General features: G+C 56.1%; 13 protein-coding genes. 3 read left to right on the top strand and 10 right to left on the bottom strand.

Features of this window, described 5'->3' with window-relative positions; all coding sequences use genetic code 11:
* Positions 1-33 precede the first annotated feature (33 nt).
* The 8 genes from A6U95_RS08395 to rppH form a co-directional block, all read right to left on the bottom strand.
* The gene (locus A6U95_RS08395; protein ID WP_065684186.1) at positions 34-390 is read right to left on the bottom strand and encodes a prepilin-type N-terminal cleavage/methylation domain-containing protein; all 357 of its coding nucleotides are present in this window, start codon (positions 388-390) and stop codon (positions 34-36) included.
* A complete protein-coding gene (locus tag A6U95_RS08390; protein WP_065684147.1) occupies positions 377-823 on the bottom strand; it encodes a YgdB family protein in 447 nt (148 codons plus the stop codon). The genes A6U95_RS08395 and A6U95_RS08390 overlap by 14 nt, the downstream gene beginning before the upstream one ends.
* 2 nt (positions 824-825) lie before the next feature.
* A complete protein-coding gene (locus tag A6U95_RS08385) occupies positions 826-1,398 on the bottom strand; it encodes a prepilin peptidase-dependent protein (protein ID WP_065684146.1) in 573 nt (190 codons plus the stop codon).
* On the bottom strand, positions 1,386-1,889 hold the full coding sequence (locus A6U95_RS08380) for a prepilin peptidase-dependent protein (RefSeq protein WP_065684185.1): 504 nt from the start codon (positions 1,887-1,889) through the stop codon (positions 1,386-1,388). The genes A6U95_RS08385 and A6U95_RS08380 overlap by 13 nt, the downstream gene beginning before the upstream one ends.
* 206 nt (positions 1,890-2,095) lie before the next feature.
* Positions 2,096-2,890, bottom strand: a complete 795-nt coding sequence (gene thyA / locus A6U95_RS08375; RefSeq protein ID WP_024484282.1) for a thymidylate synthase — start codon at positions 2,888-2,890, stop codon at positions 2,096-2,098.
* Positions 2,891-2,896: 6 nt separating this feature from the next.
* Positions 2,897-3,769 carry a prolipoprotein diacylglyceryl transferase gene (lgt, locus tag A6U95_RS08370; RefSeq protein ID WP_021179871.1) on the bottom strand — a complete coding sequence of 291 codons (873 nt, stop codon included), beginning with the start codon at positions 3,767-3,769 and terminating at the stop codon, positions 2,897-2,899.
* Between the two features lie 195 nt (positions 3,770-3,964).
* Positions 3,965-6,214, bottom strand: a complete 2,250-nt coding sequence (gene ptsP / locus A6U95_RS08365) for a phosphoenolpyruvate--protein phosphotransferase (protein WP_065684145.1) — start codon at positions 6,212-6,214, stop codon at positions 3,965-3,967.
* 12 nt (positions 6,215-6,226) lie between these two features.
* Positions 6,227-6,754 carry an RNA pyrophosphohydrolase gene (gene rppH, locus A6U95_RS08360; protein ID WP_021179868.1) on the bottom strand — a complete coding sequence of 176 codons (528 nt, stop codon included), beginning with the start codon at positions 6,752-6,754 and terminating at the stop codon, positions 6,227-6,229.
* A 696-nt stretch (positions 6,755-7,450) separates the two neighbouring features.
* Between rppH and mutH the strand changes: the two genes are divergently transcribed.
* The 3 genes from mutH to A6U95_RS08345 all read left to right on the top strand — a co-directional run bounded on the left by mutH (position 7,451) and on the right by A6U95_RS08345 (position 9,751).
* The gene (mutH, locus tag A6U95_RS08355) at positions 7,451-8,131 is read left to right on the top strand and encodes a DNA mismatch repair endonuclease MutH (protein ID WP_021806136.1); all 681 of its coding nucleotides are present in this window, start codon (positions 7,451-7,453) and stop codon (positions 8,129-8,131) included.
* Between the two features lie 126 nt (positions 8,132-8,257).
* Entirely contained in the window at positions 8,258-8,476 is a 219-nt protein-coding gene (locus A6U95_RS08350; RefSeq protein WP_021179865.1) for a YgdI/YgdR family lipoprotein, read from the top strand.
* A 234-nt stretch (positions 8,477-8,710) separates the two neighbouring features.
* Positions 8,711-9,751, top strand: a complete 1,041-nt coding sequence (locus A6U95_RS08345; RefSeq protein ID WP_065684144.1) for an NADP(H)-dependent aldo-keto reductase — start codon at positions 8,711-8,713, stop codon at positions 9,749-9,751.
* A 318-nt stretch (positions 9,752-10,069) separates the two neighbouring features.
* On the opposite strand, the gene lplT is transcribed toward A6U95_RS08345, so the two are convergent.
* Positions 10,070-11,260: a lysophospholipid transporter LplT gene (gene lplT, locus A6U95_RS08340; protein WP_024484276.1), complete on the bottom strand. Its 1,191-nt coding sequence runs from the start codon at positions 11,258-11,260 to the stop codon at positions 10,070-10,072.
* The gene (aas, locus tag A6U95_RS08335; protein WP_065684143.1) at positions 11,260-13,413 is read right to left on the bottom strand and encodes a bifunctional acyl-ACP--phospholipid O-acyltransferase/long-chain-fatty-acid--ACP ligase; all 2,154 of its coding nucleotides are present in this window, start codon (positions 13,411-13,413) and stop codon (positions 11,260-11,262) included. Before aas ends, lplT begins: the two co-directional genes overlap by 1 nt.
* Between the last annotated feature and the right edge of the window lie 210 nt (positions 13,414-13,623).

The raw sequence follows: 13,623 nt of genomic DNA, 5'->3' as shown, positions 1-13,623 counted from the left end.
CACTACGTAGGGGCACTACATGTAACGCCCGCGCTACTGCCCGCAATACCAGCGGCTGAGTTCAATCTGTTGGTGCAGCGGCGTTTGTATCTTCACCGTACGCCTCAAGCATGAGCCTTGCGCCTGGTGGGTTTCGACTTGGTAGTGCCAATTAGGCGGTAGCGATATGGCATGGGTTATTTCAGCTCCAGCACTGAATATTTCCAGCTGTTGGTGCGCCAGTGACCAGGCCTGTCGATATTGCCACTGCCGTTGAAAAGCCTGCAACAGCACCTGCTGATATTGTAACAGCCCTAGCAGCGAGACGGCGAACAACAATGCCGCGATCAACACTTCAGGCAGGCTGAAACCCCGTTGAGTTCGCCAGCCAGCTCGTTTATTCAGCACAATCGCTTTCCCGCTTTTCCGGGCAAAAATCCAGCCAGCCGCCTTTTTGCGCTTTCAGCAGGTGGCCGCCAGCCCCGCCTTGTTGTGTAGCCAGTTGGTATAGCCACAAGGGCTCAGATCCCGCGATATCCCCAGCCCCACGAACCATCACCAAACCGGTACGGGCCGAGAGCCGAGCGCAGGCTTGCAAAGCCTCGCCGCTTATCTGCTGGCAGGACCAATGGCTCGCCTGTAGAGACTCCCGTGGCCACGGCTGCGCCAGCCCCCAACTTAGGGCCGAAGCCGCCTGGTTGTAGGCCCGCAGATAGCGCTGCTGATCGACGGCCAGCAGCAGCGCACTGTCCAATTGCCGCTGCTGGGCGGTAAGCAGCATCAGCCCCATTACCAGCAACAACATCACCGCAGCCAATGTGCTGCCCCCCTGCTGCCTATCCATCCCTAGCGTGCCTCCATGCTAACCGCCCACTCCAGGCGGCGCTCTATATTTGCCCGCACCGTTGAGCGGCCACTTAGGGCAAACAACATCAAGGATTTGCCATCGCGCCCTGCAATCTGGCTGACAGAAAAAGACGCAATCCGGACCTCTTCCTGATCGAGCAAGCGTTCCCAGCCACTGCCTTGGCACTGGGTCACGCCGCTTTGCCCCTCCAACCCACCGGCCCGCAGGCGGTAACCAAAATACTCGGCATCGCCACCGCGGTCCCAGTTGCCATTGCGGTTAAGATCGTAGGCCACGATCACACAGCTGCCCGGCGCTTCACCCGCCGCATGGCTAATCAGCAGCGAACGCCCATTACACTGACCGGCACAAAACCCGCTACGGCACAGATCCTTTTCAATCCCGAAAGCCAACTGGCGTAATACCAGATCCAACCGATAATGACGGCCCATATCAACCGTCTGCTGACGCAGCATCGGTAAGGTTTTCGCCGCTGCCAATGCAATCAGGCTGCCGAAAGTCATCGCCAGCAGCACCTCAGGCAGGGTAAAGCCTGGTTCTAAGGTTCGCATAAGGGCAGGCTCCGAATGGCGGTTTCTTCGCTGCACAGCCGCAAACGCCCTTTGGCGGAGAGCACCAGACGTATGCGGCCAGCCTGATTGCCTAGCAGGATATGCCCGGCCTGCGCATTGTTGCGCACTCCATAAAATCCCATTTCCTTTTGGGTATAACCTTGTAACTCCACATCCAGATGTTCTGGGGTAAAGGCCCGGCCCGCCAGTGCAGTACAAGATGCCACCCGCGGGCCGCTGCCTATGCACCAGATTTTGCCTGGCCGAAACCACAATAAAGCGTTGCGGTTATGCCAGTTGGCATCGGCCTGTAAGCGCGTTAAGAATGCCAGCAGTTGCTGGGCGGTCTGCTCCAGCCGCAGCGCCTGTTGATAGTGATGCCACTGGCTAACCCCCCAAGAGGTCAGCATCCCCGCCAGGACCATCACGATCATCAGTTCGATCAGCGTCAGGCCTTGCTGGTGTTCGGGGCTATTTTTATATCGGTTCATACGGCGAGTGTAATCGGCCAGAGGCACGATGAAAGGCACCTTTTCTCAGGCTGGCAAATGATGCGCAGAATTTTTAGTTAGCAGGTAACGAGCTGGGGGAAATTGAGTACGGCTTCGCATTTTTGGCAATGCAGCACGGACGCAGCATGCGGCGCGCCAACTTTCAGTGGGATGATGAAAAAGGGCCGGATACGGCCCTCAGCAAATCAGATAGCGACAGGAGCCTTGATCGGCGGGTGCGGATCGTAGCCTTCAATCTCAAAATCTTCAAAGCGGTAATCAAACAGCGAGGCTGGCTTGCGTTTGATCACCAGCTTCGGCAACGCACGCGGCTCGCGGGTTAATTGCAGCTGCGTCTGCTCCATGTGGTTGCTGTACAGATGGGTATCGCCACCTGTCCAGACGAAATCGCCCACTTCCAGATCGCACTGTTGCGCCATCATATGGACCAGCAACGCATAGCTGGCAATATTGAACGGCAGGCCGAGGAACACGTCGCACGAGCGCTGATACAGCTGGCAAGAGAGTTTGCCGTCCGCCACATAGAACTGGAAGAAGGCATGGCACGGTGCCAGAGCCATCTTATCCAGCTCACCCACGTTCCAGGCAGAAACAATAATACGGCGCGAGTCCGGGTCCTGTTTCAGCTGTTGCAACACGGTGCTTAGCTGGTCAATCTGGCGACCATCCGCCGCGCCCCAGGCACGCCATTGCTTGCCATAGACCGGGCCAAGATCGCCGTTTTCATCGGCCCATTCGTCCCAGATACTGACGTTGTTTTCGCGCAGATACGCCACGTTGGTATCGCCGTTCAGGAACCACAGCAGCTCATGAATGATCGACCGCAGGTGGCATTTCTTGGTGGTCACCAACGGGAAACCTTCCTGCAGGTTGAAACGCATCTGGTGGCCGAAAATCGACAACGTGCCAGTGCCGGTACGGTCGGCTTTAGGGGTGCCCTCGGCGAGCACTTTGTTCATCAAATCCAGATACTGTTTCATTTTTCCTCACGACTGTTGTTGCTGTGGACGACGACGATACGCCCAGATCATCATAATAATACCGGCGAGCACCATCGGCACGGACAGGATTTGCCCCATGCTGATCACCCCGTCAAACAGGCCAAGCTGGGCATCCGGCTGGCGGAACGCCTCGACGATAATGCGGAATGTGCCATAGCCAATCAGGAACAGGCCCGAAACGGCCCCCATCGGACGTGGTTTGCGGATGAACAGGTTCAGAATGATAAACAGCACGATGCCTTCCAGCACCATTTCATACAGCTGCGACGGATGACGTGGCAACACGCCATATTCATTGAGCAGCGGCAGCAGTTGAGGATTGGCGGCAGCGATGGCGATGTCTTCCGGACGCGAGCTTGGGAACAGCATCGCCCAAGGTGTATTGGTGGTGACACGCCCCCACAGCTCACCGTTGATAAAGTTACCCAGGCGACCAGCGCCCAGACCAAACGGGATCAGTGGGGCAATAAAATCAGAAACCTGGAAGAAGTTGCGCTTGGTGCGGCGGGCAAACCACAGCATCACCGCGATCACGCCAATCAGGCCGCCGTGGAATGACATACCGCCATCCCATACTTTGAACAGGTAGAGCGGGTTATCCAGGAACAGCGGCAGGTTGTAGAACAGCACATAACCGACACGGCCACCGATAAAGACCCCAAGGAAACCGGCATACAGCATGTTTTCCACTTCGTCTTTGGTCCAACCGCTGCCGGGCTTGTTAGCGCGGCGTACCGCCAACCACATGGCAAAAACAAAGCCAACCAGGTACATCAAACCGTACCAGTGCAAAGAGACCGGGCCGATAGAGAAAATCACCGGATCAAATTTTGGAAACGCCAGATAGCTAGTGCTCATCTATCACCACAATATGTCTGTTATTCATCCCCAAGCGGGGGCGGCAGGTGCCAAACGCGGTGCAAAGCCCGTGCAACGGGAGCACCGCATTGAGATGGCGCATCATAACATAGGCTTAACCACGTCCGGGCTTGCCGGCAGGGAAAAGTTCTGTAAAAAAATCGGTCAACGCTTAACGGGCTGGGCAACGCCTAATCAGCGGCCGCCGCGGATCAGCCCACCCATGCCACGCCGTTCCATGAATGCCGCGACCTGGTGGCGAACCTCGGTGGTCATCTGGGCACTCAATACCCGCTGAGCCAGCCCTTGCGCATCTTCCAGTTCGATATGGCGCAACAGATATTTGATTCGTGCGACGCTGCGCCCGTTCATGCTCAGATTGCGGTAACCCATTCCCACCAGCAGCAGAGCGCCCATCGGATCTCCCGCCAGTTCACCGCACAGGCTGACCTGCAACCCAGCCGCCGTCCCCTGATCGATGATCAATTTCAGTACCTGCAACATGGCTGGATGCAGGCTGTCATACAGCGAGGCAACGCGGGTGTTATTACGATCCACCGCCAGCAGGTACTGAGTTAAATCGTTGGTTCCCACCGAGATAAAATCGACGCGTGCGGCCAGATAAGGGATCAGGAAGATCATCGACGGCACTTCCAGCATGACGCCAATCCGCGGTTTGGGTATGTCGTATCCCAGCATCTCTTCCACTTCTCGCCCGGCGCGATCGATCAGGCGTTTGGCCTCGTCGATCTCTTCCAGGCTGGTGATCATGGGCAACAGGATCCCCAGATTGCCGGTTCCCGCATTGGCACGCAGCATGGCGCGCACCTGGATCAGGAAGATTTCTGGCTGATCCAGCGTAATGCGGATCCCCCGCCAACCGAGGCACGGGTTTTCCTCGCTGATCGGCATGTAGGGCAGTTGTTTATCAGCACCGATATCCAGCGTACGCAGCGTTACCGGCTTATGCGGATAGAAAAGTTGCAGCATGCCCTGATATTGCGCCACCTGCTCCTCTTCCGACGGGAAGCCGCTTTGCAGCATGAACGGGATCTCGGTGCGGTACAGGCCAACACCGTCCACGCGCGCGCCCAGCAGTTGTTCATGTTCCGGGCTAAGACCAGCGTTCAGCATCACCTGGATCCGCTCACCGCTTTTCAGCTCTGCGGGCTGTTCAACGTCGTCTTCTGCCAGCTTGCTGAGCTCCTGCTCTTCGCTGATCAGACGTTGATATTCCTTCACCAGCACCGGTTCCGGATCGACCAGCAGCTCGCCGCGATAGCCATCAACAATCAGCATTCGCTGGGCCAACAGCGCAGGCTGGATGTCTGCCCCCATCACCGTTGGCACGCCCATGGCCCGCACCAGGATCGCGGCATGGGAGTTGGCAGCACCGTCCCGCACGACCACGCCAGCCAGACGATCCTGCGGCACTTCGGCCAACAAGGTCGCCGTCAGCTCATCGGCGACCAGTACAAAGCGGGCTGGCCATTGGCTGGCCCCTTGGGTGGTATCGTCGAGGTGGAATAGCAGGCGTTGGCCAAGCGCGCGCAGATCGCTGGCACGCTCGCGCATATAGGTATCTTGCAAGGTCGCAAACTGGGCTGCGAAGGCTTCAATCACCTGTTTTACCGCCCATTCGGCCACCGAACCGGCATCGATCTCCGCGTACAGTTCACGTTTGAGGCGAGCATCGTTGAGCAGGTGGGAATAGAGATCGAAGATCGCCGCGCTCTCTTTTTGCGAGCTGGCGCTAAAACGCTTACTGAAGCGGCGGAACTCTGCCCCAGCCTCTTCCAACGCCTGTGTCAGGCGTTCGCGTTCGCTGACGGTATCCAGCGTGGAGGCTTTATACACCTGATCGAGTGAAGGTTGGCTGCTATCTAACCACCCCTCCGCCACTGCCACACCAGGAGCCGCAGCCAGCGCCCGAATGCGGGTCTGGCGATACTGGCCAAAAATGGCGTTTAGCTGTGATAACGAGAGGATCCCGGCCATTTGGGTGGCCAGGGTAACCATGAAGGATTCTTCGCTTTCGTCAAACTGGCGCAGTTCACGTTGCTGCACCACCAACACGCCAAGCAGCTGGCGGCGATGAATGATCGGCACGCCAAGGAAGGATCGGAAACGATCCTCTTTGACCTGCGGAATATATTTGAAGCTGGGATGGCTTTGGGCATCCGCCAGGTTGATCGGCTCTGCCCGCCGCCCAACAAGGCCGACGATGCCTTCGTCAAAGGCCAGGGCGATAGTACGCCCACGGGGCTTTTTCAACCCGCGCGTCGCCATCAGGTAATAACAGCGGCGGTCGTTGTCTGCCAGATAGATGGAACAGACTTCGGTGTCCATCGCCAGACAGGTTTCATTGACCAAAAGATCCAGCGCATCTGTCAGACTGGCCGCCGCGGCCACTTTCTCAACAATTTCTCGCAAGCGCGTGAGCATAGTCGGTTTGACTTAACCTCTCTTTCGGCGATAAGCAGGAGGCTGCCGCTGCGCTGCCAGTTCCTGCATTGGCATGACGGTTGCGGCAAACTCTTTCATAACCCGGCGGTACACGTCGCGTTTAAACGACACCACCTGGCGCACCGGATACCAGAAGCTCACCCAACGCCAGCCGTCAAACTCCGGCGTACTGCTGCGCTGCATGTTGATATCCGCGTCATTGCACATTAACTGCAGCAGAAACCATTTCTGCTTTTGGCCGATACAAACCGGCTTTGTGTCCCAACGCACCAAACGTTTTGGCAATTTATAGCGCAACCAGTTGCGGGTTGAGGCCAGGATACGCACATCCTTTTTACTCAGCCCCACTTCTTCGAACAGCTCACGGTACATCGCCTGCTCAGGCGTTTCGCCAGGGTTTATTCCCCCTTGGGGAAACTGCCAGGAGTGCTGACCGTAACGGCGGGCCCATAGGACCTGCCCCTGACGATTACAGATTACGATACCAACATTCGGGCGGTAGCCATCATCATCGATCACCGGACTACCTCGATAAGCATAAATTCGTATTGATAACCTGATTGTTTCACACAAGCCACAGGCGGTAAACCACTGCTTTGCAGCACCGTCGCTCGGATAACATTGGGATAACTCACAGATAATGGCAAAGTTATAAACATGTAACGAGGTTCGAGGGCGGTTTTATTCACTTTTTCTGTGGATAGGTGTGTGAAGAACTCTAGGGATAAGCCGGGAAAACTCGATTGAACTTAAAATCCGCCGTATTTTTAACTTTTTATTATTCCTTTAAATACAATGAAATAAACACTTAAACACAGTTATGAACAGGGTAAAAATGTGATCTATGCACGCTTTGGATCTTTCTCTGGCGAAAGATCCACCAATGCGGATTTTATCCACAGATTATTATACCCAGTGACCTATAAAACCGCCAAATTCGTAAAAAATGCCCCGCGTCAAGGCTGTAAATCAAACCAGTGATCGGCAAAAAGTTGGGTTATCCCAGAAATCTGTGGATAAATAGGTGTAAGATCCTGTTTATTGTCGGTGGCTACAGGTGCACAACCCCGCAATGAAATTTTTCTACCGCGGTTGGGTAGCCAAAAAGTCATGCAAAATCATGCTACTATTGTTGTTTTCCCCAGCCTGCTTTTCCCTTTTAAGGCTGTGAGTAAATTCGGTACGTTTTTTAACCATAATGCATAGGTCTGATTTATGGCGTGTTTATCCCCGCTGCCGCCAGAAAACGAGCAGCAATTATTAGCCCGTGCCCAGGCGCTGGCTGGCTTTAACCTTGGCGAACTGGCCGCCCGTGCGCAGGTCAGTATTCCCAAAGATCTCAAGCGAGATAAAGGTTGGGTCGGCATGCTGCTGGAGCTATATCTGGGGGCCATGGCGGGCAGTAAGCCTGAACAGGATTTCCCAGAGCTGGGCATCGAGTTGAAAACCATCCCGGTCGACGCCGCCGGTAACCCACTGGAAACCACTTTCGTCTGCGTAGCCCCACTGACAGGCAATAGCGGCGTCACTTGGGAAAGCAGCCACGTACGCCACAAGCTGGCACGGGTGCTGTGGATCCCGGTGGAGGGCGAACGACAAATCCCGTTGGCGCAACGCCGCGTAGGTTCCCCGCTGCTGTGGCAGCCCAATCAGGAAGAAACCGAGATGCTGCGCCGGGATTGGGAAGAGCTGATGGATCTTATCGTGCTCGGCCAGGTTGAGCGGATCACCGCCCGCCATGGCGAAGTGCTACAGCTGCGGCCAAAAGCGGCCAACAACAAGGCACTGACCGAAGCCACCGGCGAACAAGGCCAACCGATCCTTACCTTGCCGCGCGGTTTCTATCTGAAGAAAAACTTCACCCGGGCGCTGCTCGCCAGGCACTTTACGCTTTGATTAGCCCTCCGCCCTCTGATTTCACTGTCATTTCTCCTTACACAGATGGGATACGTCCGAAAGCCATCTTTGGCAGAGTTTGCTACTCTATTAAGACAATTATTCCATGTATATAAGGTGTTCGGCATGAAAAAGTGGGTAATGGCTATTTCCGCCCTGATGATGGTCGCCGGATTAGCAGGCTGTTCCAGCGACTATGTGATGGCCACCAAAGACGGCAATATGATCCTCACGCAGGGTAAGCCTAAAATCGATAAGGATACCGGCCTGATCAGCTATCAGGACGAGCAAGGCAACCAGCGCCAGATTAACGGCGATCAGGTCTCGCAGGTTATCGAGCGTTAATCCCAGCCCCCGTATCATCCTTACCCCTGACGGATTATCAATCAGGGGTTTAGCCCGTCAGTTAATTACCCTATGGATTTCAAGCTGCAGCTTGAAAGACGGCGGGTATAATCCTCTTCCACCATCTGCCACGCTTGGTTATAGTCAAGTAAGGCGTGTTACGCCGTTGGATCTCTGGCTTCTGTTTTACCGGGCATCACGCCCGTAAGCGCTAACATTGAAGGAAGGCCGTTAATGCAATACCACCGTATTCCCCACAGTTCTTTAGAAGTGAGCGTGCTGGGACTGGGCACCATGACCTTTGGCGAACAAAACAGCGAAGCCGATGCCCACGCACAGCTGGATTATGCATTAGCCGCTGGCATCAATCTGATTGATACCGCAGAGATGTATCCAGTGCCGCCGCGCCCGGAAACCCAAGGGCTGACAGAACAGTACATTGGCAGTTGGATCAAAGCGCGCGGCAACCGCGATAAAATCGTGCTGGCAAGCAAGGTCTCCGGGCCGATCCGGGGTAATGACGCGGGCATTCGCCCACAGCAGGCATTGGATCGCAAAAATATCCGCTCCGCCCTGGACGCCAGCCTGAAACGGTTAAATACCGATTATCTGGATCTGTACCAGCTACACTGGCCACAGCGCACCACCAACTGTTTCGGCAAGCTCAATTATCAGTACACCGATGAAAAAGCCACCATCCCGCTGTTGGAAACCCTGGAAGCGCTAACCGAGCAGGTCCGTGCCGGCAAAATTCGCTATATCGGCGTCTCTAACGAAACCCCTTGGGGCGTGATGCGCTATCTGCAACTGGCAGAAAAACACGAACTACCGCGTATCGTGTCGATCCAGAACCCCTATAGCCTGTTAAACCGCAGCTTTGAGATTGGTTTGGCAGAGATTAGCCAACATGAAGGCATCGAACTGTTAGCCTATTCCAGCCTGGCCTTCGGTACGCTGTCGGGTAAATACCTCAACGGTGCCAAACCGGCCGGGGCGCGCAACACCCTGTTCAGTCGCTTTACCCGCTACTCTTCAGCCCAGAGCCAGGCGGCGATCGCCGAATACGTGGCGCTGGCGAAAAAGCACGGTCTGGATCCTTCACAGATGGCATTGGCATTCGTGCGCCAGCAGCCGTTCGTTGCCAGCACCTTGCTGGGTGCCACCACGCTGGAGCAGTTGAAGATGAATATCGATAGTTTTGACGTGGTGCTGAACGAGGAAGTGTTGCAGGCCCTGGAAGAGATCCACAGCCGCTTCACCATTCCAGCGCCATAAATGCCCCCTCACGCTAACCCTCTCCCACAAGGAGAGGGGACCGTTCGAGTTCGATTTCGGTTGCAGAAATCTACCTGACCCCCGCACTGAATCAGTTCTCTTTTATTGATCACGGTACCTGATTACGACACCATTCCAGCTCCCACAGGGGACCGAAAGTGCCACTATCTAAGTTCTCTCTCTAACCTCAGCACCGCACCAACTCCCTCACTTTTGGCAATGAGCGTTGAAACAGCCACACCCCTACTTCATACCCAACCATAACGCCGAATCAGCGCCCTCTCCCTATGGGAGAGGGTTGGCGTGAGGGGACTATTGTTAGGCTTTCGAGCGGAACTGAGATATCCACAGTACGGTGATGGCAAGGCCGAACACGACGCCAAAACCGATCCCGACGCCGATCACCGGCACGCCTAATTTGACCACCAAAGAGTAGAGGCCAAGCATCAGCAGCATGGCAGTGTTTTCACCCAGGTTCTGTACCGCGATGGCATTCCCCGCCCCAACTGAGCGTTTGCCCCGCTCTTGCAACAGCGCATTCAGCGGCACCACAAAGAAGCCCCCCAGCACACCAATCACCAGCAGTACGCCATAAGCATTCAGCATGCTGGTTTGCACGGCGAAGAAGGCCACGGCGATGCCGATCAGGATCCCGGCAGGCATACAGCGCTTAACCGTTTCCAGCGTCACAAAGCGGGCTGCCGCCCCGGCCCCGACCACAATACCTATTGCCACCATCGCGTTGAGCATGGTTGGCGTGGCGTTATCGCTAATGCCCAGCGCTACCGGTACCCACAGCACCAGCAGGAAGCGCAGGGTAACTCCAGCGCCCCAGAACAGGCTGGTACCGATCAGTGAGAAACGGGTTTGGCCATCGCGCCACAGCACCACGCAAGCGTTGAAGAAAGTGCTCCCCATGACGCGTGGGTGCCAGGAGGCTACCTTATGAGCAACCGGCAAGCGCGGGATATAGAGGTTAGCGACGACTGCCGCGCCGTAAACCACGGCACACACCGCCAGTGCGGCCACGATATGCCAGTCTGCCAACATGCCACCGGCTACCGACCCCACCAGGATGGCAGCAATGGTGGAAGCCTCCATCAGACCGTTGGCCTTCACCAGCTTATCGCCGCTGGTGATCTCACCCAGGATGCCGTACTTCGCAGGCGAATAAGCCGCCGCCCCGATGCCGACCAGGGTATAGCCCAGGAAAGGGTTCAGCCCAAAGCAGATCACCAGCGCACCGGCCAGCTTCAAGCCGTTGGCGACCATCATCACCCGGCCTTTGGAGAAGCTGTCGGCGATTTGGCCCACAAACGGCGCCAGGATGATATAGGTGGCCACGAAGGCCATTTGCAGTATCGGTTGGCTCCAATCGGGGTACATTTGCTGTTTGATCAGCGCCAGGGTAGCAAACAGCAAGGCGTTATCGCCGAAGGCCGAGAGAAACTGGGCACAGATCACCGCGATCATTGAACGTGACAGCAGTGGGGAATCAGTTGCATTCATTATGCCTTCTCCGGCTGTTCAGCCATTTGGCGCAAAGTAACGAAATCCGGTTTGCCGCTGCCCAGTAACGGCAACGCCTTCACCAGGCGAATATCGCGTGGCACCGCCAGTTCCGGGGTGCCCTGCTCACGAGCCACCCGCAGCAAGCTATCACGGGTAATGCTGGCGTCGTTGGTGAACAATACCAGCGCTTCGCCTTTGCTGCTGTCACTTTTCACCGTGGCCGCATGCAGCCCTTCCGGTGACAGGCGCACAGCCAACTGTTCCACAATCTCCAGCGAGATCATTTCCCCCGCCAGTTTGGCAAAGCGCTTCACGCGGCCACGAATGGTGCAATAACCCTGTTCGTCGAAGCTGACAATATCACCGGTATCGTACCAGCCAGCTTGCAGCACGCCGTTTTCGTCCTCGGCTGCCGGAGCTTCCAGCTCGCCTGGGCGCTCAACCCGCAGGTAGCCCTTCATGATGTTCGGGCCTTTCAATTGCAGACGGCCGCCGTTATCGATGCCAGCCATCTTGATCAAACGTGCTTCCATCTGCGGCATAATGCGGCCTACGGTGCCAACTTTGGCCGCCAGAGGCACGTTGATCGATACCACCGGAGCACACTCCGTGACGCCATAGCCTTCTAAAATGCGGATGCCGTATTTGTCCTGATAAACCTGTTTGGTGCTTTCGGCCAGCTTCTCGGCCCCGGCCACCACATAGCGCAGGCGGGCAAAATCATAAGGATGGGCGAAGCGGGCGTAGTTGTTGAGGAAGGTCGCCGTACCAAACAGCACGGTGCAGTTACGGTCATAAACCAGTTCCGGCACCACGCGATAATGCAGCGGGCTTGGGTAGAGGAATACCCGGCTACCGGTCATCAACGGGGTGATCAACCCGACAGTCAGGCCGAAAGAGTGGAACAGCGGCAGCGAGGACATAAAGCGATCGCGCGGGGTGAAATCCGCAATGGTTCGGATCTGCTCCACGTTAGCCAGCAGGCTGGCATGGGAATGCACCACGCCCTTCGGATGGCCTTCCGAGCCGGAGGTAAACAGGATCAGCGCCGCATCCTCTGGCTGCTGTGGCACCATTGCCTTTTGTGGCTGGAACAGGTGACGCAGGATCCACAGTTTATCGTCGCGGGTGACGGTATCTTTCAAATCTTCCAGATAGACCCAGTTGGCTTCCGGCACCTGCTCTGGCAGGTGTGTCAGTTTGCCCTTTTCCAGGAACTGGCGTGAGGTAACGATGGTTTTAATGGTGGCCGCGGTCATCGCGCTTTTCAGCCCGTTCACACCGGCGGTGTAATTGAGCATCGCCGGGATCCGGCCACGCAATGAAGCGCCAAAAATGGCGGCAGCGGTAATAGTGGCATTGGGCAACAGCAGGCCAACATGCTCTTTCGGCGCGGTAAAGCGTTCCAGGATGCGGCTGACGCCCAGCGATTTTTTGAGCAACGTATGATAGCTGTCTTCCTTGAAGCCCACGTCTTCGATGCAGGGCTTGAAGCGGCCATAACGATGCTGCGCGGCCAACAGCGCGCCGAACAGGGTTTGCGGTTTGAGGGTATCCATGCGCGCCTGCATCATGATCTGATGCAGCCTGTCACCGGCCAACTGCCGGCGTTGACTGGCCTTTGGCGCATCTGGCATCGGTAAAGTGGTTGGCGGCAGAATGCTGATGGTGGTCTGCGGGAAGGCGCGGAGTTTATACACCCCGGCCATACGGCCAAACACGCTGAACTCCGGGCCATCGATACGTACCGGCACGATGATGGCGCCAGATTTGGCGGCGATAAAGGCCGCCCCGTCGTAGACCTTCATCAATGAACCGGTCACCGTAATGCGCCCTTCCGGGAACACCACGATCGGCCTGCCCTGCTCAACCATGCGCACCAGATGCTTGATGGCCATCGGTTTGGTGGGATCCAGTGGCACGAAGTCGATATAAGGCTTCAGCCAACGCATAAACCAACGTTCGGAAATGCTGGAGTAAACGGCAAACACCGGTTTTATCGGTAAGAACAACGCCAGCAGCGCGCCATCCATGAAAGAAACGTGATTCGGGGTGATCAGCAGTTTCTGCTGCTCAAAATGCTTGGCGTCGCCTTCGACACGAACACGAAACATCAGGCGAAACAGTGCACGTAACACGGTATATATCATCCCACTCTCCCTCGGGGTTGATGGCCTTAAAAATTGTCTGAGGGAAGAATACTATACGGCAGGCAAAAAAAAACCTACGCATCCGCGTAGGTTGGTGCAATTGAAAATGGCTTCAACATACAGAGTATGTCGATTGCTCACCAATCAATACCTCTGGGACAGTCAATTTACCCCGCCACGCCAAACTCTCGCCAGCAGCCAATCGCAACA

Source organism: Serratia sp. 14-2641, from assembly GCF_001692375.1.
GTDB classification, from domain to species: domain Bacteria; phylum Pseudomonadota; class Gammaproteobacteria; order Enterobacterales; family Enterobacteriaceae; genus Chania; species Chania fonticola_C.
The sequence above is the reverse complement of the archived record's forward strand: the minus strand, read 5'-3'. Positions and strand labels throughout refer to the sequence as shown.

Excerpts from the sequence above, each read along its gene's own strand:
- A6U95_RS08390 (WP_065684147.1), bottom strand. The coding sequence starts at position 823 with ATGGATAGGCAGCAGGGGGGCAGCACATTGGCTGCGGTGATGTTGTTG.
- A6U95_RS08385 (WP_065684146.1), bottom strand. The coding sequence starts at position 1,398 with ATGCGAACCTTAGAACCAGGCTTTACCCTGCCTGAGGTGCTGCTGGCG.
- A6U95_RS08380 (WP_065684185.1), bottom strand. The coding sequence starts at position 1,889 with ATGAACCGATATAAAAATAGCCCCGAACACCAGCAAGGCCTGACGCTG.
- thyA (WP_024484282.1), bottom strand. The coding sequence starts at position 2,890 with ATGAAACAGTATCTGGATTTGATGAACAAAGTGCTCGCCGAGGGCACC.
- lgt (WP_021179871.1), bottom strand. The coding sequence starts at position 3,769 with ATGAGCACTAGCTATCTGGCGTTTCCAAAATTTGATCCGGTGATTTTC.
- ptsP (WP_065684145.1), bottom strand. The coding sequence starts at position 6,214 with ATGCTCACGCGCTTGCGAGAAATTGTTGAGAAAGTGGCCGCGGCGGCC.
- mutH (WP_021806136.1), top strand. The coding sequence starts at position 7,451 with ATGGCGTGTTTATCCCCGCTGCCGCCAGAAAACGAGCAGCAATTATTA.
- A6U95_RS08350 (WP_021179865.1), top strand. The coding sequence starts at position 8,258 with ATGAAAAAGTGGGTAATGGCTATTTCCGCCCTGATGATGGTCGCCGGA.
- A6U95_RS08345 (WP_065684144.1), top strand. The coding sequence starts at position 8,711 with ATGCAATACCACCGTATTCCCCACAGTTCTTTAGAAGTGAGCGTGCTG.
- lplT (WP_024484276.1), bottom strand. The coding sequence starts at position 11,260 with ATGAATGCAACTGATTCCCCACTGCTGTCACGTTCAATGATCGCGGTG.
- aas (WP_065684143.1), bottom strand. The coding sequence starts at position 13,413 with ATGATATATACCGTGTTACGTGCACTGTTTCGCCTGATGTTTCGTGTT.